Origin of the sequence: Agrobacterium vacciniicorymbosi, assembly GCF_040427045.1 — a bacterium.
GTDB lineage: Bacteria > Pseudomonadota > Alphaproteobacteria > Rhizobiales > Rhizobiaceae > Agrobacterium.
The window spans coordinates 283,769-309,932 of the sequence record NZ_JBETMF010000003.1; the positions used below are offsets into that span (position 1 = coordinate 283,769).

Annotated in this window: 21 protein-coding genes; 11 read left to right on the forward strand and 10 right to left on the reverse strand. The window is 57.5% G+C overall.

What is annotated here, in order from left to right:
- Window position 1 precedes the first annotated feature (1 nt).
- Together ABUK73_RS07200 and ABUK73_RS07205 are read left to right on the forward strand one after the other, a co-directional pair.
- A complete protein-coding gene (locus tag ABUK73_RS07200) occupies window positions 2-838 on the forward strand; it encodes an ABC transporter ATP-binding protein (protein ID WP_353576682.1) in 837 nt (278 codons plus the stop codon).
- Entirely contained in the window at window positions 838-1,602 is a 765-nt protein-coding gene (locus tag ABUK73_RS07205; protein ID WP_353576683.1) for an ABC transporter ATP-binding protein, read from the forward strand. Before ABUK73_RS07200 ends, ABUK73_RS07205 begins: the two co-directional genes overlap by 1 nt.
- 10 nt (window positions 1,603-1,612) lie before the next feature.
- Here the strand turns inward: ABUK73_RS07205 and ABUK73_RS07210 are convergent, their stop codons facing one another.
- The 4 genes from ABUK73_RS07210 to katG form a co-directional block, all read right to left on the reverse strand.
- A complete protein-coding gene (locus ABUK73_RS07210; protein WP_353576684.1) occupies window positions 1,613-2,308 on the reverse strand; it encodes an FkbM family methyltransferase in 696 nt (231 codons plus the stop codon).
- A gap of 51 nt (window positions 2,309-2,359) precedes the next feature.
- Complete coding sequence (locus ABUK73_RS07215) at window positions 2,360-4,291, reverse strand: putative bifunctional diguanylate cyclase/phosphodiesterase (RefSeq protein ID WP_353576685.1); 1,932 nt, start codon at window positions 4,289-4,291, stop codon at window positions 2,360-2,362.
- A gap of 9 nt (window positions 4,292-4,300) precedes the next feature.
- The gene (locus tag ABUK73_RS07220; RefSeq protein WP_113089999.1) at window positions 4,301-4,807 is read right to left on the reverse strand and encodes a molybdopterin-dependent oxidoreductase; all 507 of its coding nucleotides are present in this window, start codon (window positions 4,805-4,807) and stop codon (window positions 4,301-4,303) included.
- Window positions 4,808-5,144: 337 nt separating this feature from the next.
- Window positions 5,145-7,334, reverse strand: coding sequence for a catalase/peroxidase HPI (gene katG / locus ABUK73_RS07225; protein WP_353576686.1), 2,190 nt, complete (start codon window positions 7,332-7,334; stop codon window positions 5,145-5,147).
- Between the two features lie 192 nt (window positions 7,335-7,526).
- Here katG and ABUK73_RS07230 point away from each other — a divergent pair, with 192 nt between their 5' ends.
- The 4 genes from ABUK73_RS07230 to ABUK73_RS07245 all read left to right on the forward strand — a co-directional run bounded on the left by ABUK73_RS07230 (window position 7,527) and on the right by ABUK73_RS07245 (window position 13,491).
- A complete protein-coding gene (locus ABUK73_RS07230) occupies window positions 7,527-8,441 on the forward strand; it encodes a hydrogen peroxide-inducible genes activator (protein ID WP_113090000.1) in 915 nt (304 codons plus the stop codon).
- A gap of 129 nt (window positions 8,442-8,570) precedes the next feature.
- On the forward strand, window positions 8,571-9,128 hold the full coding sequence (locus ABUK73_RS07235) for a TetR/AcrR family transcriptional regulator (protein ID WP_353576687.1): 558 nt from the start codon (window positions 8,571-8,573) through the stop codon (window positions 9,126-9,128).
- A gap of 73 nt (window positions 9,129-9,201) precedes the next feature.
- Window positions 9,202-10,344: an efflux RND transporter periplasmic adaptor subunit gene (locus ABUK73_RS07240; RefSeq protein WP_353576755.1), complete on the forward strand. Its 1,143-nt coding sequence runs from the start codon at window positions 9,202-9,204 to the stop codon at window positions 10,342-10,344.
- 9 nt (window positions 10,345-10,353) lie between these two features.
- Entirely contained in the window at window positions 10,354-13,491 is a 3,138-nt protein-coding gene (locus tag ABUK73_RS07245) for a multidrug efflux RND transporter permease subunit (RefSeq protein ID WP_113090003.1), read from the forward strand.
- Between the two features lie 65 nt (window positions 13,492-13,556).
- Here the strand turns inward: ABUK73_RS07245 and ABUK73_RS07250 are convergent, their stop codons facing one another.
- The 5 genes from ABUK73_RS07250 to ABUK73_RS07270 form a co-directional block, all read right to left on the reverse strand.
- Window positions 13,557-13,877, reverse strand: coding sequence for a hypothetical protein (locus ABUK73_RS07250; RefSeq protein ID WP_113090005.1), 321 nt, complete (start codon window positions 13,875-13,877; stop codon window positions 13,557-13,559).
- Between the two features lie 144 nt (window positions 13,878-14,021).
- On the reverse strand, window positions 14,022-14,435 hold the full coding sequence (gene mutT, locus ABUK73_RS07255; protein WP_353576688.1) for an 8-oxo-dGTP diphosphatase MutT: 414 nt from the start codon (window positions 14,433-14,435) through the stop codon (window positions 14,022-14,024).
- Window positions 14,435-15,220 (reverse strand): GNAT family N-acetyltransferase, encoded by a 786-nt coding sequence (locus ABUK73_RS07260; RefSeq protein ID WP_353576689.1) that lies wholly within the window; start codon window positions 15,218-15,220, stop codon window positions 14,435-14,437. Before ABUK73_RS07260 ends, mutT begins: the two co-directional genes overlap by 1 nt.
- A 3-nt stretch (window positions 15,221-15,223) precedes the next feature.
- Window positions 15,224-16,465 carry a bifunctional glutamate N-acetyltransferase/amino-acid acetyltransferase ArgJ gene (gene argJ, locus ABUK73_RS07265; RefSeq protein ID WP_353576690.1) on the reverse strand — a complete coding sequence of 414 codons (1,242 nt, stop codon included), beginning with the start codon at window positions 16,463-16,465 and terminating at the stop codon, window positions 15,224-15,226.
- 79 nt (window positions 16,466-16,544) lie between these two features.
- Entirely contained in the window at window positions 16,545-17,411 is an 867-nt protein-coding gene (locus ABUK73_RS07270) for a peptidylprolyl isomerase (protein ID WP_353576691.1), read from the reverse strand.
- Window positions 17,412-17,653: 242 nt separating this feature from the next.
- On the opposite strand from ABUK73_RS07270, the gene secA reads away from it, so the two are divergent.
- The 4 genes from secA to ABUK73_RS07290 all read left to right on the forward strand — a co-directional run bounded on the left by secA (window position 17,654) and on the right by ABUK73_RS07290 (window position 23,413).
- Window positions 17,654-20,368 (forward strand): preprotein translocase subunit SecA, encoded by a 2,715-nt coding sequence (secA, locus tag ABUK73_RS07275; RefSeq protein WP_353576692.1) that lies wholly within the window; start codon window positions 17,654-17,656, stop codon window positions 20,366-20,368.
- 182 nt (window positions 20,369-20,550) lie between these two features.
- Complete coding sequence (locus tag ABUK73_RS07280; RefSeq protein ID WP_353576693.1) at window positions 20,551-20,886, forward strand: hypothetical protein; 336 nt, start codon at window positions 20,551-20,553, stop codon at window positions 20,884-20,886.
- Window positions 20,887-21,038: 152 nt separating this feature from the next.
- Complete coding sequence (locus ABUK73_RS07285; RefSeq protein ID WP_353576756.1) at window positions 21,039-21,926, forward strand: DMT family transporter; 888 nt, start codon at window positions 21,039-21,041, stop codon at window positions 21,924-21,926.
- A 221-nt stretch (window positions 21,927-22,147) separates the two neighbouring features.
- Window positions 22,148-23,413 (forward strand): GNAT family N-acetyltransferase, encoded by a 1,266-nt coding sequence (locus tag ABUK73_RS07290; RefSeq protein WP_454892334.1) that lies wholly within the window; start codon window positions 22,148-22,150, stop codon window positions 23,411-23,413.
- Between the two features lie 59 nt (window positions 23,414-23,472).
- On the opposite strand, the gene ABUK73_RS07295 is transcribed toward ABUK73_RS07290, so the two are convergent.
- Window positions 23,473-24,069 carry a hypothetical protein gene (locus ABUK73_RS07295; RefSeq protein WP_353576694.1) on the reverse strand — a complete coding sequence of 199 codons (597 nt, stop codon included), beginning with the start codon at window positions 24,067-24,069 and terminating at the stop codon, window positions 23,473-23,475.
- A 461-nt stretch (window positions 24,070-24,530) separates the two neighbouring features.
- On the opposite strand from ABUK73_RS07295, the gene ABUK73_RS07300 reads away from it, so the two are divergent.
- A complete protein-coding gene (locus ABUK73_RS07300) occupies window positions 24,531-26,141 on the forward strand; it encodes an ABC transporter substrate-binding protein (RefSeq protein ID WP_353576695.1) in 1,611 nt (536 codons plus the stop codon).
- Window positions 26,142-26,164 lie beyond the last annotated feature (23 nt).

Sequence of the window (26,164 nt, forward strand, 5' to 3'; positions counted from 1 at the left end):
CATGGAACGGACAATTCTGGACGTGAAAAATCTCCGCATTCGCTATGGTGGTTCTGAAACCGAGGCCGTGCGCGGTGTGTCCTTCACCCTTGGCCGGGAACGTCTCGGCATCGTCGGTGAAAGCGGCTCCGGCAAATCCACCGTGGGGCGTGCACTCCTGCGCCTCCTGCCCGGCGCGACGATCACCGCCGATACGCTTCGTTTCGATGAACTCGATCTTCTGTCTCTGTCAGAGAAAGAGATGCTGAAGGTTCGCGGCAGACGCATGTCGATGATCCTCCAGGACCCGAAGTTCTCGCTGAACCCCATCCGCCGCGTCGGCGATCAGGTGGCGGAAACCTATCTCCGGCATTTCAAATGCACGAAAGCGGAAGCTAGGATCAAGGCGCTCGTCATGCTGGAGGCGGTCAAAATTCGTGATCCTGAACGCGTCTATGCCCAATATCCGCATGAAATCTCAGGCGGCATGGGACAGCGCGTCATGATCGCCATGATGCTTCTCGCAGACCCGGACCTCGTCATCGCCGACGAGCCGACATCAGCTCTGGACGTCACCGTTCGCCTGCAGGTGCTGAACATTCTCGACAGCCTCGTGCGGGATCGCGGCATCGGGCTCATCATGATCAGTCATGATCTCAATCTAGTCCGCAATTTCTGCGACCGCGTTCTCATCATGTATGCGGGCCAGGTTGTCGAAACCCTGTCGGCGCGGGATCTGGACAGCGCCCAGCACCCTTACACACGCGGCCTTCTGGCAGCCCAACCGCGCATTGGCGGCAGCCGTTCGCCGCTTGCCGTTCTAGACCGCCGTCCGGAATGGCTGGAGGAAAAAGTCTGATGTCAGTCTCTGTTGAAATTCGCGATCTATCGATCAGCTTCGGTGAAGGCCCCTCCGCCGTCAAGGTTCTGCCGTCCGTCTCCTTTTCCGTGCAGCCGGGTGAATGCTTCGGCCTCGTCGGCGAATCCGGCTCCGGCAAATCCACCGTCCTGCGCTGCGTGTCCATGCTGACGGATTTCTGGAAGGGCGAAATCCTGATCGACGGAAAATCGGTGCGCAACATGCAGCTGATTGACCGTTGCCGCACGCTGCAGATGGTGTTTCAGGACCCTTACGGCTCACTGCATCCGCGCCAGTCGGTCAGAACCGTTCTCAACGAACCGCTGACCATTCACAAGCTGGGTGACAAAGAAGAGCGGATGCGCAAAGCCATCACCGATGTCGGTCTGCCCGTCTCGTTTCTTGATCGGTTTCCGCACCAGCTCTCGGGCGGGCAGCGTCAGCGCGTGGCAATCGCCCGGGCTTTGATCCTTGAGCCATCGCTGCTGCTGCTGGATGAACCAACCTCGGCGCTCGATGTCTCGGTTCAGGCGGAAATCCTGAACCTGCTGCAACGCCTTCGCGAAGAACGCGGCTTCACCTACATCATGGTCACCCATGACCTGGCCGTGGTGGACCATATGTGCGACCGTTTCGCGGTCATGCTGCGCGGCGAAGTCACCGATATACTGCCACGAAACGCCATTGCCGCCAATGGCGCAACCCACCCTTATGCCCGCGAACTCATCGGCGCATCGCTGGAATATGAGGGCGCGAACGCTTGACAGACGAGGCTCAATCCACGTCGGGATCGTATTCTCTCGGCGTGTCGTCTTTCGAAAACAGCACGCAAGGTCCGCGCGAGCCGCGCGGATCGTAGGAATATCCCTTCAGCGCCAGCGCCTGCGTAATGTCGCGAATGCCTGCCAGATGGTATAGGTGGTCGTGCAGTTCCACGAATATCCGCTCGACGCCGATGAGCGCGGCATTCTGCAACAAATCATGTTCAGCACCCTCGATATCCATGACCAGCGCATTGATCTGGTGGCGCGCGATGAATTCATCGATGTTTTCGGACGGGATTTCGATGCGATCTTCGTAAGGCCCCTGATTTTCATCCATCGATGACATCCACAGGTCTTTGCGAACGTAAAACGGGTGAACATGCGGCGCATGCGCCGTCAAAAGCCCCTGCGAAAAGGTGACATTGTCGGGGCAATTGGCCTTGATCACCCGCGCAGCCAGCGCCGCCGTTCCGGGGTTAGCCTCGAAAGCCCAGACGGACACGTCTTTGATACCAGCAATGATGGAGGTGATGATGCCGATGCCGGAGCCAAGCTCAAGCACGCGGTCGCCGGGCTTGATCGCTTTTAGAATGCTGCGGGCTTCTTTCGCCTCATAGCTTCCATCTTCCAGTGCTTTCCAGATGACAGGAGAAACCTCTTCCCGCGCCAGATCGAGCCGCACGCCATGCACGTCAAGCCGTTCCATTTCAAAATCCCTTAAAGGCCGAGGCCAAGATAAACTGCAACATGATGTCTCTTAAATCGAACGCCTGAAAACATCGAGCTTTTCAGCCGGTGATGGATAGCCAATCAGGTAGCCCTGCATCTGGTCGCATCCAAGCCGGGTCATGCAATCGAACTGCTCCTGCGTTTCAATGCCCTCCGCAATCGTCGTCATTCTCAGGCTCTTGGCCATGCCGACAACGAACTCCACGATGGCCAGCGCATCCGTATCGGTCGCGACATCGCGCAGGAACGACTGGTCGATCTTGATCTTATCAAAGGGCACGCCACGCAGGTTACCAAGCGAGGAATAGCCGGTGCCGAAATCATCCATGGCGATCTGTATGCCGACTTCTTTCAGCTTCTCCAGCGTTTCCAGTGTCTGGTCGCTTTTGTTGAGCAGCACGGATTCGGTAATCTCAAGCTCCAGCCGGTTTGCATTCAGCCCGCTCTTTTCAAGCGCGTTGACGACGTTCTGGATGAGGCTGGTGCTGTGGAACTGAACCGGTGAAAGGTTGATCGCAACCTTCAGATCGCCCTTCCAGCTCTTGGCTTCCTGGCAAGCCGTATCCATCGCCCATTTGCCGAGAGAATGGATCAGGCCCGTCCGTTCGGCCACGGGAATGAAGGCAGAGGGCGGCACGCGGCCACGCACAGGGTGTGTCCAGCGCAGCAAGGCCTCGAAGCCGCAAATCTCGCGGGTCTTCGTCAACATCTGCGGCTGGTAATAGACTTCCATCTCGTTGTTTTGCAGCGCCATTTGCAGGTCGGCCTCGAATGAGCGCTTTTCCGTTAACTGCTGCTGCATATGGACTTTGAAAACGCTGGCGCGGCCGGGCCCCAATCTCTTGGCTTCGTAAAGCGCCAGATCCGCACGCTTGAACAGCTCGTCAGCATTCATCACATCACATGATACGGCGATGCCGACACAGGTGCCGATTTTGATCTCAAGCTCACCGAGATTATAGGGATGGCTGATCTCGGCGATCAGCGCATCGGCCAAAGTTAGCGCCTCATCCTCGCTCAAGCCACTTGAAATCACGGCGAACTCATCGCCACCCAGACGGCACACCATGTCGCCATCTGTGCGTAGTGAAGACAGGCGTATGCCGACGGCTTGTAGCAACGCGTCACCCACATCATGGCCGAGCGTATCGTTGATATCCTTGAAACCATCCAGGTCCAGCAGCAGAATGGTCGCCGTTTCGGGCTCGTCCAAACTCAATCTGTCGTTCAGCTCTTTTCTGAACAGCGCGCGGTTGGGCAGTTCGGTCAGCGCATCGTGATAGGCATCATGCGCAAGGCGCACATTGTTGGCCTGCAATTCCAGCGTTGCCGCACGCAAATCATCCGTCAGTCCGCGCATGTCTTTTTGCGCGCGGTCCAGCAGATTGTTATGGCGGTTCAAGAGGAAGATCAGCGCCACGCCGCAGATGATAAGCCCGCCAGCAAGTCCCGTATAGATGATGTGCAGCTTGCGCACTTCCGAATGCGCGGCATCGATGACGTCGACGTCATAGGCGACGGAAGAGGATGCAAGCGTGGTCAGCGGCCCGTCCAGCGTGCTCATCGTCGGCAGCAGCGCCTTGACGGTTTCCGGCTGCAACTGAGCGAGGTTCTTGTCCAGATCCGTCAGGATCGCGTCCAGCTTTGCGACGAGTTCCAGCCAGTCCGCACGCTCGGCAATGAAGGCACCGAGCTTGCCCTGCTTTAGCAGCTCCAGCCTGCCCAGCATGATATCCATGCGCAGCCGCAGATCGTCACGGGTTATGCGATTGGGATCGAGGACGAAACCGTAGAGATTGTTCTGGAGACGCAGATATTCCGAGACGGTCTGGCTGACCGCCCATGAATCATTGTATCTGGCGAATTTCTGCAATGCGGTTTGCCGCTGTGCAATGACGTAGGCAATGTAGCCCGTTGCCAAAACGAAACAGCAAATGATGACCGCCAATACTTTGCGCAAGCGGCACCTTTACTCGACTATAAGCTTCGCAACCTGCCAAGCGGAGCGCGTATAGTACGTCTGCGTTTGAAGTTCCGGCGCACTGTCATAGGGATAGATAACGAAGAGAGGCCCCTTTTCGCGGACCTCCATGTAATTGCCATCCCGTTTCATCGCCAGAATGACATTGTATTTTTCAAAATCCGCCATTGGAATGGTGCTGACATAATCGTTTAAGGCAACGGCGGTCACGGTGTCGCCCTTGGCCCCGACAAGCTCCATCAGCTTCTTAAGCGAAACGCCTTCGAAACGTGTGCGCCCGTCATACCAGGGTGAGTTCGTCTCGACCGTTACCAACCCCATGCCCTCAAGCATATCCCGGTCGAACTTGGCCGCGCCATCAGCATTGGTGTTGGATATATGGCCTGAAATCGTGAGAATCGGTTTGCCCGCAGGCTGTGGCAGGGAACCGGCCTGAGCAGTGGAAAGCCATGTGATCGCCAAAACGGCGCTGAGAATTAACCGCACAAAACGCATTGTTTTTGTCCTTCGATAGACCTCGATGGCTGACCACTCGCCACATCACGAGCTTTCTAAAATCTTATATCAGGATTCGATACAATATGCTTACTGAGATTTGATGAACATAAAGGCTTGGGCTTTTAGCATATTGAGCAGCGCCTCTGCTTGAAAAGCAATTGCGTCAGACACGTTTACCGAATGTTTTTGATAGTCGTTAGAAAAATCGGTAAATTTTTGCAAAATGGTTTAGGAAAATAAAACACTTAGACACCGGGCGTGGTAACGGCCACGCCCGGTGCTATCTGTGGTTAAACCTGGCTCCCAAAAGGAACCATGGTTCGAATCACCGTCCTTAGTTCAGGTCGAACCGGTCTGCATTCATCACCTTGTTCCAGGCGGAAACAAAGTCTTTGACGAAGCTGTGCTTGGCATCGGATGAGCCATAGACCTCGGCCAGTGCGCGAAGCTGCGAGTGCGAGCCGAAAATCAGATCGACGCGCGTGCCTGTCCACTTCGCTTCACCGGTCTTGCGGCTACGTCCTTCATAGACGCCTTCCTTGCCGGCAACCGGCGCCCACTGAACATCCATGTCTAGCAGGTTTACGAAGAAGTCGTTGCTCAGCGTTCCCGGACGGTTGGTGAAGACGCCCTGTTCCGGCTCACCCACGTTCAGCACACGAAGACCACCCAAAAGGATCGTCATTTCCGGGCCTGTCAGCGTCAGAAGCTGGGCGCGGTCGACAAGCGCTTCTTCCGGCTTCATGAACTGGTGGCGGGTCTTGCTGATGAAGTTGCGGAAACCATCGGCGCGGGGCTCAAGCGCTGCGAAGGATGCAACATCCGTCTGCTCCTGAGACGCATCGGTTCGGCCCGGCGTGAAGGGAACGGTGATGTCGTGACCGCCATCCTTGGCGGCCTTTTCAACACCAACGGCACCGGCCAGAACGATGAGATCGGCAATCGAAATCTTCTTGCCGCCAGTCTGCGCTGCATTAAAGTCGCGTTGAATGCCTTCCAGAGTGCCGAGAACCTTGGCCAACTGTGCGGGCTGGTTGGCTTCCCAGTTCTTCTGCGGCTCCAGACGAATACGCGCACCATTCGCACCGCCGCGCTTGTCCGATCCGCGGAAGGATGAGGCAGAGGCCCAGGCTGTGGAAACCAGTTCCTGCACCGTCAGACCTGACGCTGCCACCTTGGCCTTCAGGCTGGCGATATCGCCATCATCAACAAGCGGATGATCCACCGGAGGAACAACGTCCTGCCAGATCAGGTCTTCGGATGGAACTTCCGGTCCGAGATAACGAACCTTCGGACCCATGTCGCGGTGTGTCAGCTTGAACCATGCCCGCGCGAAGGCGTCCGCAAACTGGTCGGGATTTTCGAGGAAGCGGCGCGAAATCTTTTCATAGGCCGGGTCGAAACGCAGCGCCAGATCCGATGTCAGCATGGTTGGAAGATGCTTGCGCGACGGATCATAGGCATCGGGAATGGACGCCTCGGCGTTCTTTGCCACCCACTGCTTCGCACCAGCCGGACTTGCGGTCAGTTCCCATTCGAAAGCAAAGAGGTTTTCGAAGAAGAAGTTGCTCCACTGCGTTGGTGTCTGCGTCCAGGTCACTTCCGGGCCGCCAGTAATGGCGTCCTTACCGAAGCCGGTACCGAACTTGCTCTTCCAGCCCAGCCCCTGGTCTTCGATGTCGCCACCCTCAGGTTCCGCACCGATCAGCGAAGGATCGCCCGCGCCATGGGTCTTGCCGAAGGTGTGACCGCCTGCAATCAGGGCAACGGTTTCTTCGTCGTCCATCGCCATGCGGGCAAAGGTCGCGCGAATGTCGCGAGCCGATGCCAGCGGGTCAGGATTGCCGTTCGGGCCTTCCGGGTTGACGTAGATCAGACCCATCTGCACCGCACCCAGCGGCTCTGCCAATTCGCGCTCGCCGCTGTAGCGTTCATCGCCCAGCCATGTGCCTTCCGGTCCCCAGAACAGTTCTTCCGGCTCCCAGACATCGGCGCGACCACCGGCGAAACCGAAGGTCTTGAAGCCCATGGATTCCAGCGCCACGTTGCCGGTCAGGATCATCAGATCGGCCCAGGAAATCTGATTGCCGTATTTCTGCTTGATCGGCCAGAGAAGGCGGCGGGCCTTGTCGAGATTGGCATTATCGGGCCAGCTGTTGAGCGGCGCAAAACGCTGTTGACCGGCACCGGCGCCACCACGGCCATCGGTAATGCGGTAAGTACCGGCGCTATGCCACGCCATGCGGATGAACAGACCGCCGTAATGACCGAAATCGGCGGGCCACCATTCCTGGGAATCGGTCATCAGTGCGTGAAGGTCGCTTTTCAGCGCATCCAGATCGAGCTTCTTGAATTCTTCTGCGTAGTTGAATTCCTTGCCCAACGGGTCCGAAAGGGATGAGCCGTGATGAAGAATCTGAATGTTCAGCTGGTTCGGCCACCAATCGCGGTTCGATCTGACGGCTTTCGGCGTTTGGCCGTGGGCGACGGGACACTTAGCCGCGCTATCGGTTTTCTGGTCCATGATATCCTCCATGTCATTTATGAGTGGGCGTTCAAAAAAGAGAGTTCGCAGTCAAAAATCGCAGGATTTCAGTCGTCCCAGCCGCAACCTTCGCGACCGGCAAATCCAACCTAATCTCTCCCCAAGACCTTTTAACGACTGATATCCATAAATTTAAGTTGGATTTACTGATCAGCGCGATAAGCTAAGCTTATGAAAAATCTGACCTTGAAGCAGCTGCGTTATTTCGAAGCCCTCGCACGCCACCGGCGCTTTCGCCTCGCTGCGGATGCCTGCGCTATTTCCCAACCCGCTCTGTCTATGCAGATCAAGGAACTGGAGGAGGATGTGGGGCACGAACTGTTCGAACGCAGCGCCCGGGAAATCCGTCTCACGGGCTTTGGCCAGACATTCGCCATCCGCGTGCGTGAAATCCTGCGCGCCGTGGATGAGTTGGACGAATTGGCCCGGGTTTCGAAAAACTCGTTTCTCTCACGGCTGCGGATCGGCATCATCCCCACCGTCGCCCCCTACCTGCTGCCCACCATCATCAATGATCTCAACAAGGCCTTCGAAGGCATCGAGATTCAGGTGCGCGAAACACAGACCGCCAGATTGATCGAAGAACTGAAACAGGGTGATCTCGACCTTGCAATCGTTGCCCTGCCCATTTCCGAACCGGCACTGACCGAGCTCAAATTGTTCGATGAGGAATTCGTGCTGGTCCGGCGGCATGAGGATGGCGGAAAACCCGTGCCGGAGCGCACCGCCCTGCCCAAGATGCGGTTGCTGCTTCTGGAGGAAGGCCACTGTTTCCGCGATCAGGCTCTGTCCTTCTGCAATGTCGGCTCATCCCAGCCGCGCGAAGTTATGGAGGGAAGCTCCCTGTCCACACTGGTGCAAATGGTCAGCGCCGGTATTGGCATTACCCTCATCCCGGAAATGGCGGTGCCGATGGAAACCCGCTCGGCCCATGTTTCGATATCGCATTTCGAAGCACCCGCTCCGGTGCGTTCCATCGGAATGATCTGGCGAAATGCCTCCCCGCTCATCAAACAGCTGATGCCGATTTCCGAGGTCATCCGGGGTTCGTCCGAGAAGATGCGCGCGCTTTCAGTCGCCAGTTAGGCGCGCCAACATCGCATCTTGCCCAAGCAACATATTGATTTTAAGTCATAACTAATCGTGATGTTTTTTGCGCTTGCTTAAAAACACGAACGTTCGTATTGAAAACCATATTTTAGATTGTGAGCAATTATGGCTAGAACACGTAAGATCAGTGCAGATGATATTCTGGACGCCGCCGAACGCGTTATTTTGCGTCTGGGGGCCGTTGGCGTTTCCATCGATGCGGTGGCGCAGGAAGCGGGCGTCAGCAAATCGCGGGTCGTCTATGATCATAAATCCAAATCCGCGCTGCTGGAAGCCTTGATCGATCGCCGCCTGACCTCGGAAGAGGAGCGTGTCCGTGCGTCTGTGGACGCCAATAGCGACAAGGCGCATCCGGAGCTTTTCGGTCGCATCGCCGTTGCGGAAAAAGAACCGGACGATACCGACAAGGCCGTCTGCCTTGCCATGAGTGCGGCCATGTCGAGTGAAGAAAAGCTGCACGAAAAACTGCGGAACTGGACGCGCAAAGATCTGGCAGACATAGGCAGCGGCAAAAGACCCAAAGCAGCGCTGATCGCCTATCTTGCTCTGACCGGTTTTTACTGCACGGAATATTTCAATTTCTACCAGTGGGAACCAGAAGCCCGGCTGGAAATTCTCGACGATATTCGCGCTATATACCTGAACTCTCCTGACGAAACATGACGATCGCCTGCGGGTGATAAACGAGGACTATACAATGCACAGCAGAACATCTCTGCCGCGACTGCTAACCGTGATGGCTGCCGTTTCTCTGATGGTCGCCCCCCTTGCTGCCAACGCTCAGGAGGGCATGCAGATGCCACCGCCTGCCGTCAGCGTGCTGGAACTGACATCGAAATCGGTACCTGTGGTCAACGAACTGCCGGGCCGCATCGCCGCCACGCGCATTGCCGAAGTTCGCGCCCGGGTCTCCGGCATTTTGCAGGAGCGCGTCTTCGAGCAGGGCACGCTGGTGCAGAAAGACGATGTACTCTACCGCATCGACCCGCGCCTCTTCAAAGTTCGCGTCGCCAGCGCCGAGGCCGCCTTGCAGCGCGCCCAGGCCACGCAGAACAACGCCCGCCAGCAGCTTGAACGTCAGAAGAACCTGCGTGAGCGCAACGTTTCGACCGGCATCGATTACGATACCGCTGCCGTCAATCTGGCTCAGGCCGATGCCGACGTCGCGCTTCAGCAAGCAGCTTTGGATGAAGCACGCATCAATCTGGAATATACCGAAGTCCGCGCACCCATCACCGGCATCATCGGCGGCGCTCTCGTCACCGAAGGCGCGCTGGTCACTGCCGATGGCACGCAGAACCTTGCCCTGATCCAGCAGATCGATCCCGCCTATGCCGACTTCACCCAGTCTGCACAGGATATGATGGCGCTGAAACGCGCCGTGGCAGATGGAAAGCTCGCCAGCCCCGCCCCGGATCAGGCCAGCGTGCGTCTCGTGTTTGATGATGGCTCGCTCTACGCCCAAGCCGGTCGTCTGCTGTTCGCCAGCGCCAGCGTCGATTCCACCACTGGTCAGGTCACGCTACGTGCGGAGTTTCCCAATGCAGGCCGCGATCTTCTCCCCGGCATGTATGTTCGGGTGAGAATTGAGCAGGCCGTGCGTGAAAACGCCATCACCGTGCCTCAGCGGTCCATCGTTCGTACAGCCGACGGCAAGCCACAGGTCTATGTGGCCAAGGAAGACAGCACCGCCGAAGCCCGCCCTGTCGAACTCGGTCAAGCCATCGGTTCGGAATGGGTTGTCGAAAAAGGCCTGACGACTGGCGAAAAAGTCGTGGTCGATGGCGCGCAGAAGGTTCAGCCCGGCGGCAAGATCGCGCCAGAACCATGGCAGCCAGAAAAGCCAGCCGACGCGTCCGCGCAAGCACCCAAGCAGTAAGGTTACCCCATGGCACAGCTTTTCATAAAACGGCCGATCCTCGCCTGGGTTTTTGCGCTGTTCATTTCCATTGCGGGCCTCATCGCCCTGCCCTTCCTGCCGATTGCGCAGTACCCGAAGGTCGCGCCGCCGCAGCTGACGATTTCCACCACCTACCCCGGTGCTTCGCCGCAGGATATCTATCAGGGCGTCACCCGGCTGATCGAAGACGAGCTGAACGGCGTCGAAGGGCTGATGTATTTCGAGTCCACCTCGGATACGTCAGGTCAGGTTTCCATCAACGCCACCTTCCAGGCTGGCACCAACATCAATCAGGCCTCGGTCGATGTGCAGAACGCCATTCGCCGCGTCGAAGCCCGCCTGCCCTCCGCCGTTGCCGCACAGGGTGTGACCGTGGAAGAAGCCGCATCCGGCTTCCTCATGTTCATCACGCTCACCTCCACCGATGGCACGATGGATGAGGTGGCGCTTGGCGATTACCTCAACCGAAATGTCCTTGGCGAATTACGCCGTATCGAAGGTGTCGGTCGTGCCCAGCTGTTCTCGGCGCAGCGCGCCATGCGCGTGTGGATCGATGCCGACAAGCTCGTCGGCCTCAATCTTACCGCTGCCGATATCAACAGCGCCATTACCGCTCAGAACGCGCAGGTTGCCGCAGGCCAGATCGGCGCGGCCCCCAACCCTGTTACGCAGGATTTGACGGCCACCGTCCTCGTCAAAGGACAGCTGACCGATACCGAAGAATTCGGCAACATCGTGCTGCGCGCCAACCCGGATGGCAGCAGCGTGCGGCTGAAGGATGTTGCGCGTATCGAACTCGGCGCGGAGACCTATAACTTCTCCAGCCGTCTGAACGGTCAGGCCAGTGCCGCCGTCGGTATTCAGCTTTCCTCCACCGGCAACGCGGTGGCCACCTCCAAGGCCGTCTCGGCCAAGCTAGAGGAATTGTCGCGCTTCTTCCCAAGCGGCGTTGCCTATTCCGTTCCTTACGACACCAGCCCCTTCGTCTCCGCCTCCATCGAAAAGGTGGTCAGCACGCTGATCGAAGCCGTCGTTCTCGTCTTCGTGGTGATGTTCGTCTTCCTTCAGAATTTCCGATACACGGTCATTCCGACGCTCGTCGTACCGGTGGCGCTGCTCGGCACCTGCGCGGTCATGTATGCCACCGGCTTCTCCATCAACGTGCTGACCATGTTCGCCATGGTGCTCGCCATCGGTATTCTGGTGGATGATGCGATCGTCGTCGTGGAAAATGTCGAGCGCATCATGGCCGAGGAAGGTTTGTCGCCGAAGGCGGCCACGCAAAAAGCCATGACACAGATCACCGGCGCCATTCTTGGCATCACGCTGGTTCTGGCCTGCGTGTTCATTCCCATGGCTTTCTTCCCCGGCTCGACGGGTATCATCTACCGCCAGTTCAGCTTGACCATGGTCGTGTCGATCCTGTTCTCCGCCTTCCTCGCGCTGTCGCTGACACCTGCCCTTTGCGCTACCTTCCTCAAGCCCATCAAGAAAGGGCATCACGAAAAAGGTGGCCTTGGCGGCTGGTTCAACCGCAAATTCGATGGCCTGACCCATGGCTACACCAAGGCAGCCACAGGCGGCGCGCGCCGTGCGGGCCGGATGATGGTCATCTATCTCGCTCTCGTCGCGGGCCTCGGCTACCTCTTCGTCAGCCTGCCAAGCGCCTTCGTGCCGGATGAAGATCAGGGCTTCCTGATCGTTGATATTCAGGGACCACCGGAAGCCAGTGCCAACCGCACGACCGCGTCCATTCAGCAGATCGAAAAGATTTTCGCGGCTGAACCTTCGGTCAAGGATGTCGTCGCCATTCAGGGCTTCAGCTTCTCCGGCAACGGTGCCAACGCGGCTCTCGCCTTCGTCACCCTGAAGGACTGGAGCGAGCGCGGTGCCGATAATTCGGCGCAAGACATCGCCAATCGCGCCAATATGAAGCTCTTCGGCCTGAAAGACGCGACCACCTTCGCCCTTTCGCCACCGCCTATCGAAGGTTTCGGCACATCGGGTGGTTTCAGCTTCCGCCTTCAGGATCGTAACGGCATCGGCCAGGCAGCTCTTTCTGCAGCGGCTGGTGAACTGATGCAGAAGGCAAGCAAGAGCCCGATCCTCGCGGGCATGCGTATCGAAGGCCTGCCGGATGCTGCGCAGATCCTACTGGTCATCGACCGCGAGAAGGCCAACACCTTCGGCATCACCTTTGCCGATATCAACAACACCATCACCGCCAATCTGGGTTCGTCCTACATCAACGACTTCCCCAATTCGGGCCGCATGCAGCGGGTCATCGTGCAGGCACAAGACCGCGACCGTCTTCAGGTTGAGGACCTGATGAAGCTTAACGTCCGCAATTCCAGTGGCGGCATGGTGCCTCTCAGCTCCTTCGCCATCGCACAGTGGCAGAAGGGTTCTCCGCAGATTGTCGGCTATAATGGTTATCCGACCATCCGTATCGCCGGTTCACCGGCCCCCGGCAATTCCACGGGCGCTGCCATTGCCGAAATGGAAAAGCTCGCCTCGGAGCTTCCCGGCGGCATAGGTTATGAGTGGACCGGTCAAGCGCTGGAAGAGATCAAGTCGGGCACACAGGCGCCCTTCCTCTTCGGCCTCAGCATTCTCTTCGTGTTCCTGCTGCTGGCAGGTCTCTATGAGAGCTGGTCTATCCCGCTTGCTGTGATGCTGGTCGTGCCGCTCGGCATCATCGGCTCGGTGCTTGCGGTCATATTGCGGGATATGCCCAACGACATCTACTTCAAGGTGGGCCTGATCGCGATTATCGGTCTATCGGCCAAGAACGCGATCCTGATCGTGGAATTTGCCAAGGACTATTATGCGGAAGGCAAATCTCTGCTGGATTCCGCCGTGGAAGCCGCCCGCGTACGCTTCCGCCCGATCATCATGACCTCGCTCGCCTTCACGCTCGGCGTCGTGCCGCTTGCCATCGCAACCGGCCCCAGCGCCGCCAGCCAGAACGCCATCGGCACCGGGGTTCTCGGCGGCATGGTCTCGGCCACCATCCTCGCTGTCTTCTTCGTCCCGGCCTTCTTCGTCTTCGTCCTCACCTTGATGCGAACGAAAAGGCCCGTGGAAGACCCGGCACCGGATGAGCCGAAACCAGCTCAGCCTTGATCAGAAACAGAAACGCCGCAGACATCGTCTGCGGCGTTTCTGCATGGGGAGGAAAATAAAAGCGATCAGCAATCCCGGCCGCTGGAATAACCATCGACGATGCAGACCGAACCCGGCATGGGCTGGGTGATGCTGCGGCGGATGCTGTAGGATTTCTTGGGCTGTTCCACGCGGTGGATCGAACCGGTGCTGATCATATCGAAACTATCCGGCACCTGCGCGAAACGCGAAGGCGGCATTTTGCCGGCCAGCATCGGCGTGACGATGAGAGAAAGAGCAATGGCCACCATACCGAACAGCAGCGCGACGTTCAAAACGCCGATCCTGCGTGATTTCTCGGAATAGGATTGGCGATCCTCGACTGTTTTCCAGAAATCTTCGTTCATATCAGGCCTCGCTACGCGCCATTTACCAATTATTCAGCCTCTGAATTTGCCAGAGGGTGCTAAACGAAAGGTTAATGGCGGCCCGTTTTGGCACGCACGAAGATGTGTAAGTCCCTTCTTCACAGGATTATTTTAAAAAAGCCTTTACAATAAGTCCTGAAGATAAGGGATCAGCGGCTCATCGGCGGGCGGCATGGGATAATCCCGCAGCGCCTGCGGCTTCACCCATTTGATGGGCTGACCTTCCGCCCCGCGCGGAATGCCCTCGTAACGACGGCAGACGTAAAGGGGCATCAGAAGATGAAATGTCTCATAGGTATGGCTGGCGAAGGTCAGCGGAGCAAGACAAGCGACCTTGGTCTTGATGCCAAGCTCTTCTTCCAATTCCCGGATCAGCGTTTCCTCGGGTGTTTCGCCGCTCTCCACCTTGCCACCGGGAAATTCCCACAGCCCGGCCAGCGACTTGCCCTCAGGTCGCTGCGCCAGAAGAATGCGACCATCCTGATCGATCAGGGCGCATGCGGCAACGAGCAGTATTTTTCTGCCGGTTTCGGCCATCAAGCTGCGTCCTTGCGCCAGTAGCGATAGGTATAGGCCGTGGTAAAACCGAATTTTTCGTAGAGCTTTATGGCCGGGAGATTGGTGGAGACGACCTGAAGCCAGGCGGTCTTTGCGCCGCTAATCCGTGCCCAGCGCAGCGCCGAGGTCAGGATTTGCGAACCCGTTCCCTGCCGTCTGGTCTCGGCAGCCACATCAAGCGAAAGAATACCGGCAAGATCATTATCCTGCACGCAGATCACCGTCGCCTGCGGCTCGCCTTCCACCTCTTCCTTGGTGAAGAGGCCAAGCGTCGGCTTGATGGAGCTGACGATTTCCGCAATGGCTGACCGCAAAGACGGGTCGTCTCCGCTCACCTTCAGGCTCGCCTCGACAAAGCGGCCAATATCGTGGCTGGGCAGGTGTGCCAGGGTTTCCGGCAGTTCGGCGGAAACGATATCGGCGGTCATCACATCGACCTCCTCAAACACCGTCCAGCCGTCGTTGAAAAGATGCTCGCGCAACTGCGGCGGCATCAGCGTCGTTTCCCGCACGATCAGCGGACGCCCAAAGTCTTCAAAACGCTTGCGCGCCTTTTCGAGACGAACATCGCAATTGCCGTAATCCGAGGGATCGAGCGGCACGACGCAATTGATGCGTTTCGACGGGTGCGAACCGGTCAGCCGGATTTGCCAGCTGCCGTCATAGATCACGGATGAGGCGGGCCAAGCCCGGAAGCTGACGGCTTCCAGACGGCGCACGAGGGGAAGGTTGACGGGCACACTGCGCATATCGAGAGACCCCATCGATCAGCTCCGGTAGTCGCCATTGATCTCGACATACTCCTTGGTCAGATCGCAGGTCCACACGGTGGCGGTGCCATTGCCAAGACCAATGTCAACCTTGACCGGAATATCCTCGTTCTTCATCACTGCGCTGGCTTCTGCTTCGGAGTAAGCCGGGTCGCGTTCGCCATTCACAGCCACGCGCACATTGCCGAACCAGATGGCGAGGCGGTCGCGGTCTGCCAGTTCACCGGACTTGCCCACGGCCATGACGACACGGCCCCAATTGGCGTCCTCACCGGCAACAGCCGTCTTCACCAGCGGAGAGTTGGCGATGGAGAGCGCAATCTTTTTCGCAGCCGCATCGCTTTCTGCGCCCGTCACGGTGATTTCCACCATCTTGCGCGCGCCTTCGCCATCGCGAACGACTTGCAGCGCCAGGTCTTTCAACAGCGCGTTCAAGGCATCGCGGAAAGACGCAAGCTTCGGGTCTTCAGCACTTTCGATGCGCGTCTGACCGTCCGCACTGGCGGCACCGGTCGCAAACAGCATCAGCGTATCGGATGTGGACGTGTCGCTATCGACAGTCACCGAATTGAAGGTCGGGCCAACGCCTGCCGCCAGCAAGGCCTGCAGGGCGGGTGCGGCGATGTCCGCATCGGTCACGACGAAGGACAACATCGTCGCCATGTCAGGCGCAATCATGCCAGCGCCCTTGGCAATGCCGTTGATGGTCACGGTCACACCACCGATTTCGGCGGTACGGGTCGCGACCTTCGGATAGGTATCCGTGGTCATGATGGCCTTGGCGGCTTCCTGCCAGAAATCGCCCTGGGCATCTGTATTCATCTGGCCCAGAACGCCAGCAAACTTCATGGCGTCCAGTGGCTCACCAATGACGCCGGTGGAGGCGAGGAAGACTTCGCTTGCCGAACAGCCCACGGCTTCAGCCGCAGACTTGCCGGTCAGTTCGGTCGCGGCCTTGCCCTTAACGCCCGTAAAGGCATTGGCATTGCCGGAATTGACAACAACCGCGCGGGCAACGCCGCCTGCCAGATTGGTGCGGCAAAAATCCACCGGGGCGGATGGGCAGCGCGATTTCGTGAAAACGCCTGCAACACTGGCAGGCTTGTCAAACACCATCAGCAGAACATCGGTGCGGTTCTTGTACTTGATACCGGCGGCAGCCGTTGCCATGCGCACACCGCGAAGGGCAGGCATGTCAGGATAGGATTTCGGGGCAAGCGGAGAAACGGCAGCGGACATTGCGATGGAACCTGCATTTTTCGTGAAGAGATGAAATGAAACAGGGCGGCTCATCGCCGCCCCGCATAGTGCCTAAGACTTACTGCTGCGCAGGCGCATCGGCCTGCTGCTTGCTGGCGTCTTCATAACCCTTGCGCAGCGTCTCGTCAGGAATTTCGATCTTCTGCTCGGCCTTGGCCTTCTCGATCAAAGCGACATACTTGTCGCGCATGACGAGCTGACGAACCTGTGCTTCGACCTGGTCGAATGCCGGTGGCGGAGCAACGCGCTTGTCTTCCAGCTTGATCACGTGGAAGCCGAACTGCGACTTGACCGGTTCTTTGGTGTAGGCACCCTTTTCAAGCTTGAACGCAGCTTCTTCGAATTCAGGAACCATACGGCCCTTGCCGAACCAGCCCAGATCGCCGCCGTCATCCTTGTTGGAATCGGTGGACTTCTCCTTGGCCAGCGCTGCGAAATCCTTGCCAGCGTCCAGCTGCTTGATCACATCCTTGGCTTCCTCTTCGGTCGCAACCAGAATGTGGGCCGCCTTGACTTCCTCTTCCTGTGGCAGAGCCGCGACTTCCTTGTCGTAGCGGGCCTTCACTTCAGCATCGGTGACGGCGTCCACAACGTGCTTGCGGAAGTAAGCGTTGTGCAGTTCACGGTCGGAAATGAAAGCCAGACGCTTCTTGAAGTCTTCGGTCTTTTCCAGACCTTCGGCTGTGGCATCCTTCACCAGCAGCTTCACGTCGATGGCACCGGAGAGGGCCGCGACCTTCTTCTGTTCATCGGGAAGCTGGGCAAGCTGCGGATCGAGATTGCTCATGGCCAGGTCCAGTTCGGACTGGCGGATTTCCAGATCGCCGACTTTCGCGACCACGGTGTCTTCCTGCGCGAAAGCGGGAAACTGAAGACCAAGCGTAGCCACGATGACAGCAGCCGCAATTCTATTATAGCGCAACATATTAAACCTTTCGGAGACAATGCCGGCTCCAGACGTGGTTTTCCGGCTGAAAAAACTTCCAAACACCGGAATGTGGCCATTCTGTAACGGGCAGAACCGTTGACATCATTTGCCCCCCCTCTTATCTGTCGCGTAACCTCGCGTCCAGATACGTTTCAGGGTCAAGTCTGTCATTTGTACTTTATTGCAGTGCCAGACCGCCACGCCCCGGAAAAAACGGAATTTCAGAAAGGGCCACTAAGATGGTCAGTCTCGGCGGAATAGCCCGCAAGTTGTTCGGTTCGGCAAATGAACGCCGTGTCCGCTCCTATCGCAGCAATATCAACGCCATCGGCGCACTCGAAGAGCAGATGAAGGCTCTTTCGAACGACGAGTTGGCAGCCAAGACGGTGGAGTTCCGCCAGCAGCTTGCCGAAGGACAGACGCTCGACAGCCTTCTGGTGCCGGCATTTGCCGTGGCGCGTGAAGCGTCCCGCCGAGTCCTCGGCATGCGCCCCTTCGACGTCCAGTTGACCGGCGGTATGATTCTCCATTCCGGCGATATTTCTGAAATGAAGACGGGTGAAGGCAAGACGCTGGTGGCAACGCTGGCGGTTTACCTCAATGCGCTGGAAGGCAAGGGCGTTCACGTCGTGACCGTGAACGACTATCTCGCCCAGCGCGACGCCGCCACCATGGCACGCCTTTACAGCTTCCTCGGCCTGACGACCGGTGTCATCGTGCACGGTCTGGACGATGACCAGCGTCGCGAGGCCTACGCCTGCGACATCACCTACGCCACCAACAACGAACTCGGCTTCGATTATCTCCGCGATAACATGAAGTACGAAAAGTCGCAGATGGTGCAGCGCAGCCACCATTACGCCATCGTCGATGAAGTGGACTCCATTCTGGTGGATGAGGCGCGCACGCCTCTTATCATCTCCGGCCCGCTGGACGACCGCTCGGAACTCTACAACACCATCGACGCCTTCATTCCGGTACTGACACCGGAAGATTACGAAATCGATGAGAAGCAGCGTTCGGCCAACTTCTCCGAAGAAGGCACCGAAAAGCTCGAAAACCTGCTGCGGGACGCAGGTCTTCTCAAGGGCGAATCACTTTACGACGTCGAAAACGTCGCGATCGTTCACCACATCAACAACGCGCTGAAGGCCCACAAGCTGTTCCAGCGTGACAAGGACTACATCGTCCGTAACGGCGAAATCGTCATCATCGATGAATTCACCGGTCGCATGATGCCGGGCCGCCGTTATTCCGAAGGTCAGCATCAGGCGCTCGAAGCCAAGGAAAAGGTGCAGATTCAGCCGGAAAACCAGACGCTGTCTTCCGTTACCTTCCAGAACTATTTCCGCATGTATAAAAAGCTTGCGGGCATGACCGGTACGGCATCGACCGAAGCCGAAGAATTCAACAACATCTACGGCCTCGACGTCATCGAAGTGCCGACCAACCTGCCGATCCAGCGTATCGACGAAGACGACGAAGTTTACCGGACCGGCGAAGAGAAGTTCAAGGCGATCATCGAGGAGATCAAGGCTGCGCATGAGCGTAACCAGCCGGTTCTCGTTGGTACGACCTCGATTGAAAAGTCCGAACTTCTGGCCACCATGCTGCGCCAGACGGGCTTTGAAAACTTCCAGGTTCTGAACGCCCGTTATCACGAGCAGGAAGCCTATATCGTTTCGCAGGCTGGTGTTCCGGGTGCGGTCACCATCGCCACCAACATGGCCGGTCGTGGTACCGATATTCAGCTCGGCGGTAACGTCGATATGCGTCTCGAGCGTGAGCTCGAAGGCATGGAGCCGGGCGAAGAGCGCGATGCGCGCGAAAAGACGATCCGCGAAGAAATCAAGGTTCTGAAGGACAAGGCACTTGCTGCCGGTGGTCTGTTCGTCATCGCGACAGAACGCCACGAAAGCCGTCGTATCGACAACCAGCTGCGTGGTCGTTCCGGCCGTCAGGGCGACCCCGGCCGTTCGAAGTTCTACCTCTCGCTTCAGGACGACCTGATGCGCATTTTCGGCTCCGACCGCATGGACTCAATGTTGCAAAAGCTCGGTCTGAAGGAAGGCGAAGCCATCGTCCATCCATGGATCAACAAGGCCCTCGAGCGCGCTCAGAAGAAGGTCGAAGCCCGTAACTTCGAAACCCGTAAGAACCTTCTGAAATATGACGACGTCCTCAACGACCAACGCAAGGTCATCTTCGACCAGCGTCTGGAACTGATGGAGGCCGAAAATATCGGTGAAACCGCATCGGATATGCGCAACGAGGTCATCGAAGTTCTCGTCGCAAAGCATGTTCCAGAAAACGCCTATGCCGAGCAGTGGGACATCGTCGGCCTCAAAGCCGCCGTCGAACAGGCACTCAATCTCGACCTGCCCGTTGATGAGTGGGCGAAGGAAGAAGGCATTGCGGAAGACGATATTCTGCAGCGCATCACCGAAGCGGCAGACAAGGCCGTGGCTGAAAAGACCGAACGTTTCGGCCCAGAGGTCATGACCTATGTCGAGCGCTCGGTCATCCTCCAGACCATCGACCACCTGTGGCGCGAACACATCGTCAACCTAGATCACCTGCGCTCCGTTGTCGGTTTCCGTGGTTACGCCCAGCGCGATCCATTGCAGGAATACAAGGCTGAAGCCTTCGAACTCTTCCAGGCGCTTCTCGCCAACCTGCGTGAAGCCGTTACGGCACAGTTGATGCGCGTCGAACTCGTGCGCGACCAGCCGCAGCCCGAACTGCCGGAAATGACGGCCCATCACCTCGACCCGCTGACCGGCGAAGATGATTTCGCACAGTCCGCCCAAGGCGAACCAGCCGTCTTCGTCCCACCCGAACAACGCGACCCCAACAACCCAGCCACCTGGGGCAAAATCGGCCGCAACGAAGCCTGCCCTTGCGGCTCCGGCAAAAAATACAAACATTGCCACGGGATTTTTGAGCAGGCGTAAGCCGACTTGAAATAACGACAGTTTCGAATGGCCTGCAAACCAGTTTGCGGGCCATTTTATTGTGAAGCAGAGTGCCGTTGGCCAAAAATGGTCGCGTATACCAACCGCTACCCACTTACCGCCCTTCCATTTTCCGCCTAAGACGGTCGATATCCTCAACCTCGTTTTTTTAGGTGAACACCATGCGTCATTTTTACATTGCATGCCTTGCAGCAGCCACTTCCATTGCGTTGGCGACACCGTCCATGGCGGAAGATCTGGTGTTTACGTTGAAGAACGGGACCGATTCGGTTCTGACCCATTTCTTCACATCGCCGGTGAACGAGAACAGCTGGGAAGGCGACGTTTTTGGTAATCAGACCCTGAATCCTGGCGAGAGCATGAGAATCACCATCGCCGATGGTCGTGAGGTGTGCAAATACGACATGCGTTTCGAGTTTCAGGACAGCCCTGATCTGGATACGACCACCGATACGCAGGATTTGTGCGAACTCGGCGAATACACGATCGAAGAGTAAGCTAGCCCCGATCACGGTCCAGACGAAGGCTCCTGCGTCGAGAAGCCGCTGCGGGCGGATTGTGGATGTGGAGCTTCGTCTATAATTCGTTTGACGCTGCGGATCGGCTCTCCTATCCGTTTTGCCAGCTTTCCATTGCCGGACGTGAAGACATGAAACCCGCAGAACTGGCCGCCTATATGTTTCTCGCCGTGGCGTGGGGCTTGTCATTTCTGCTCGTCCTTCATGCGGTTGCTGCCTTTGGCTGGGTCGGTGCCGTGACGCTGCGGTGTTTTATCGCCAGTTTCACGCTGCTAATCATTGCGCGGATGACCAAGCGAAGGCTTGACTTCAGCGCTGGCTGGCGAGCCTTTGCGGCGGTTGGCGCCACCACGGTTGCGGGCCAGCTGATCGGCCTCTCCTATGCGACACCAGTCATCGGCACCGCCATGGCGGCCATCCTCGTAGCCAGCATACCGCTGTTTTCCATGCTGATCGGGCAACTGTGGGGGTTGGAGAAGATATCGCCACAAAGCCTTCTCGGCTTGTTTTTCGGTTTCAGCGGCATCGTCATTCTCGTCGGTTTTCCTGCCGTGCCCGTCACATCGAGTTTTGTCATCGGCTGTATCGCCTGCCTGCTCGGATGCATCTGCGCCGCCTTTGGTAGCAATTATGCAAGCCGCCACCTCAAAAGCTCGGGCTCGTGGGAAATCACCATCGGCTCTTTTCTGGCTGGTGGCCTCATCACTCTACCATTCCTCATCGCGGTGCCTGTGCCGACAACGCCGAGCCTTTCGGACTTCGCTTACCTCTTCAGCCTTGCAATCATCATGAGTGCGCTGACTTACGTCACCTATTTCCGACTTGTTTCCCTAATTGGCGCGACGAAAACCATCAGCGTCGAATTCGTCGTGACAGTCATTGCGGTCAGCGTCGGCGCGGTTGTGCTGGACGAACCCCTGTCTGCCATTCAGTTCGTCGGCGCTGTCATTATCATTGCCGGTTGCGCGCTGGTTCTGGGGCTTTATCCCAAGCGCCGCAATGCTCCGATTTTGCCTTAAGATCAAAGAGTTGAGTCACATATTTCTACGCACGCGCAATTTACTATCGCCGTACACTCAACATTGCTAATGTTTCGATGTAAGATTGAAATAGTTAGATCGTTAAAATTGAAAACATGATATGGATCGGTTCTCGACTGAAAAAGTTGATGCTTAGGAACGGGTCGCGTTTGCAACCAGATTGTCGCGGAAACGCATGAGAAAGACGGTATAAGGCAGGAATGGCAAGCGACCCTAACGATCCAGATATGCGAGACAATCGTTTCGCGATGCTGCTGGCGAAAGCTGCGTCGGATCGTCCGGCCGCAGACAGCAGTGTCCGTGTCGGTCGTGCCGGGCGCGAATTCTGCATTTACCCCGCACAACTGGGCTACGATCTTCAGGAAGAACTGGATTTCCTGTCGAACCGGGTCATGGAACCCAATATCTTTTTTACCGGCAAGCTGCTGGCCCCCGCCATGCCCCGCGTCGATGACCGTTCCGTGCGTTTCGCACTGATGCGCGATGAGAATGGGGCGCGCAGCCGCATGCGGTTTCTGATGCCCTTTACCGTGGAAAAGCCCGGCTTTTCTGTAGGCCCCTCCATCTTGCGCGCCTGGGCCAATCCGTTCGGCCCTCTGGGTACACCGCTGGTGGATTCCGAAGGTGCAGCCGAGACCATCGATAACCTGCTGGACGCGCTGTCACAGCCGGACCTTCGTCTACCCGAAATCCTCGTTCTGCCCCAGCTTCGTCTGGATGGGGCATTCGTGCGCATGATCAAAGCGATCGCACTCAGCCGCAACCTGCCTCTGGCCACCGCCGAGCCACATCGTCGCATGATGCTGGAAAGCCAGGTGGATGCGGAAGCCTATCTGCACAACACGCTTCCACCCGTGCAGCTGCAGACCTTGCAACAGCATTGGCAGCATCTGGAGGGTCTAGGCTCTCTCTCTCACGACATCGCCCGACAGCCGCAGGATATCAGGCTGCGCACCGAAGAATTTCTGGCGCTGGAAGCCAGCGGCTCCAAGGGCCGCAAGCGCTCCGCACTCGTCAGCGATCGTTATCGCGCGGCCTTCGCCCGTGAGGCGATAACCAATCTGGCAGAGATCGACGCAGTTCGTATTCACACGCTCAATCTTAACGGCGTTGCGATTGCATCAGCCGTCGTCTTCATGACCATGGGTGAGGCCTATGTCTGGAAACTGGCGGTCAATGAAGATCACGAGCGTCATTCCATCGACCGCCTGCTGATGCAGCGCCTGACGGAATGGCATCTGGACGATGCCAATATTCTTAGAACCGACAGCTGCGGTGCTTATGAAGATCGCAATCTGGATGGCTTCTGGGGCGAGACTGCCGAAATGGGCACGTTGGTCATTGGTCTGGCGCAAAACAGCGACCGTGATGTGCGTCAGGTGGCAGCGCAGGTTCATATGTATCGCAACACCCGCAACCTCGCCAAGGTTCTGCGCGAGCGTATCATGTCTCTCGGTCGCAAGTAACGGCCTGAAAGCAGGCAGAGAAAAGGGGTGACGTGCACCCCTTCTCTTCATCAAAATCCTCAGCGAGATGCTGTCTGGATCATTTTGCACAGCTTCGTCAAAGCTGCGTCATATCCACCGCCCAGAATATCCACGCAACGCTTGGCAAGCTTTATCTGCTCGGTGCGCGACATGTTGTTATAGGAGTTGATGGCTTCACGGATCGCACCGGGAGGTACTGTTCCCGGGTTGACCGGCCCGCCGGGAACACCCGGTGTGCCAATGCCTACGCCAACATTCACGCCCACGCCGGTCGTTCGTCCAACGCCGACATTGGCATTCGCGTTAAGCCCTCTCGCGCCACCCACGGACGCGTTGACATCGGCGTTCACGCCACTTTTTCCACCAACGCTAGCGCTGGTATTGGCATTGACGCCGTGACTACCGCCGACTGAAGCACCGACATCGGCCCCAAGTCCGCCGCCGCTTCGACCGCCAACATCGGCGCCCGCATTCACACCGCCGCTTCCTCCCACAGAAGCACTGGCACTGACCCCGCCACGGTCGTTACCGCCCACACTTGCACTGACGCCTCCCACGCTGACATCCAGTGCCTGCGCCTGAAACGGCAGCGCCAGACAGGCCGTGATAAACAAAGAAGATGTTATTGTTCTCATTTCTCTCTCCTCCTCCGTGGGTTGCGTTAGACACAAAGACAATCTAACCCACTGGGATTGCTAATATATAAGTATTTGCTTTAATTAAGAAGGCCGCACAATTAGATATCACTAATATTTGATTGAGATGGATCATTTTGGGACAGGTCTGACCTTGACCGGCGCAAAACTGCTATCGAATCATTAAACAGCAGCTTCAGGAGCCGCATATTCCGACTGATATGCGTCGTATGCGGCCTGTACGAAGTGCCTTGGCAGCTGACACCAAACGCTTAATTCCACTAGGGTGAGCAAAGCATTCTTCCTCTCAGCCCCTCCATGCAACAATCATTTTTCCAGCGGTCGGGCCGGATAAAATCATTGCTATCAAGCATTTGATTTCTCATGGACACTGCGAGGGCCGAGGCTTTACACTGTGCCGCGCGGCATTTTCGACAGCCGTTCCATTTCCGGAGTTTGCCATGCTTTCAACACCGCTCTCACGCCGCTCTCTGATGAAAAGTGCTGCCATTCTGGCGGCGTCCACAACGCTTGTGCGGCCGGGCTTTGCGTGGGCGGCAGGTGGCAGCGGGCGGCTTGTGGTGGCCGCGGATTCGGAGCCGAAGAACCTCAACCCGGCCATCGTCGCTTCGAACGGCGTGTTTTACATTTCCAGCAAGATCGTGGAGCCGCTGGCCGAAGCATCCTTCAAAGGCAAGGATGGGCTGGAGCCACGCCTGGCTACGGCCTGGGAAGGTTCTGATGATGGCTTGAGCGCCACGTTCAAGCTGCGCGAAGGCGTGACATGGCAAGATGGCAAGCCCTTCACCTCCGCAGATGTCGCCTTCTCCGCGCTATCGGTCTGGAAACCTCTGCAGAATCTGGGACGGCTTATCTTCGCCAATCTGCAATCGGTCGATACGCCTGACGATCACACCGCGATTTTCCGCTTCTCCAAACCTACGCCGTTTCAGCTTATCCGCAACGCCCTGCCGGTCGTCACCAGCGTCATTCCAAAGCATCTCTACGAAGGCACGGATATCGCCACCAATCCCGCCAACACAAAGCCTGTCGGCACCGGGCCATTCGTCTTTGCGGAATATAAGCCGGGCGAATATTACCGGCTGACTCGCTATGACAAATATTGGGCGAAGGACGCGCCAAAGCTGGAAGAAATCATCTACCGCGTCCTGCCGGACCGTGCAGGCGCAGCGTCTGCGCTTGAAGCTGAAGAAATTCAGCTGGCCGCCTTCTCTGCCGTGCCCCTGTCCGATCTCGCCCGCATTGCCAAGGAACCTGGCATCAAGGTCATTGCGGATGGTTATGAGGCGCTCACCTACCAGCTCGTCGTGGAAATCAACCATCGCCGCAAGGAGCTGGCAGACCTCAAGGTTCGCCAAGCCATTGCCCACGCAATCGACAAGAAGCTGGTCATAGACACCGTCTTTCTCGGTTATGCCACCGCTTCCACCGGCCCGGTGCCGAAAAATGCCCCTCAGTTCTACACATCCGATGTCGAGACCTATGATTTCGACGTCGAGAAGGCCAATGCGCTGCTGGATGAGGCCGGTTACAAGCGCGCCACAAATGGCACGCGCTTTTCACTGAAGCTGCTGCCAGCACCCTATTTCAACGAGACCAAACAGTTCGGCGCCTATCTGCGCCAGGCGCTGGCGGAAATCGGTATCGATGCGGAACTCGTCAACAACGATGCCGCCGCCCATCAGAAGGCTGTCTACACCGATCACGCTTTCGATCTGGCAGTTGCGCCGCCCGTCTTCCGGGGTGACCCGGCAATTTCCACTACCATCCTTGTCAGATCCGGCACGCCTGCGGGCGTCGGCTTCTCCAATCAGGGCGGTTATGAGAACAAGGAACTGGATGCACTGATCGACAAGGCGGCAGAAACCGTCGATGAAAAAGCCCGCACAGACCTTTACAAGCAGTTCCAGAAACAGGTCACGCAAGACCTGCCGCTCATCAATGTTGCCGAATGGGGCTTCATCACCGTGGCGCGCGATACGGTGCAAAACGTTGCCAGCAATCCGCGCTGGGCCGTTTCGAACTGGGCGGACACGGCTTTACAGGAGTAGCGGTGAAGCGAGCAGCACGCATT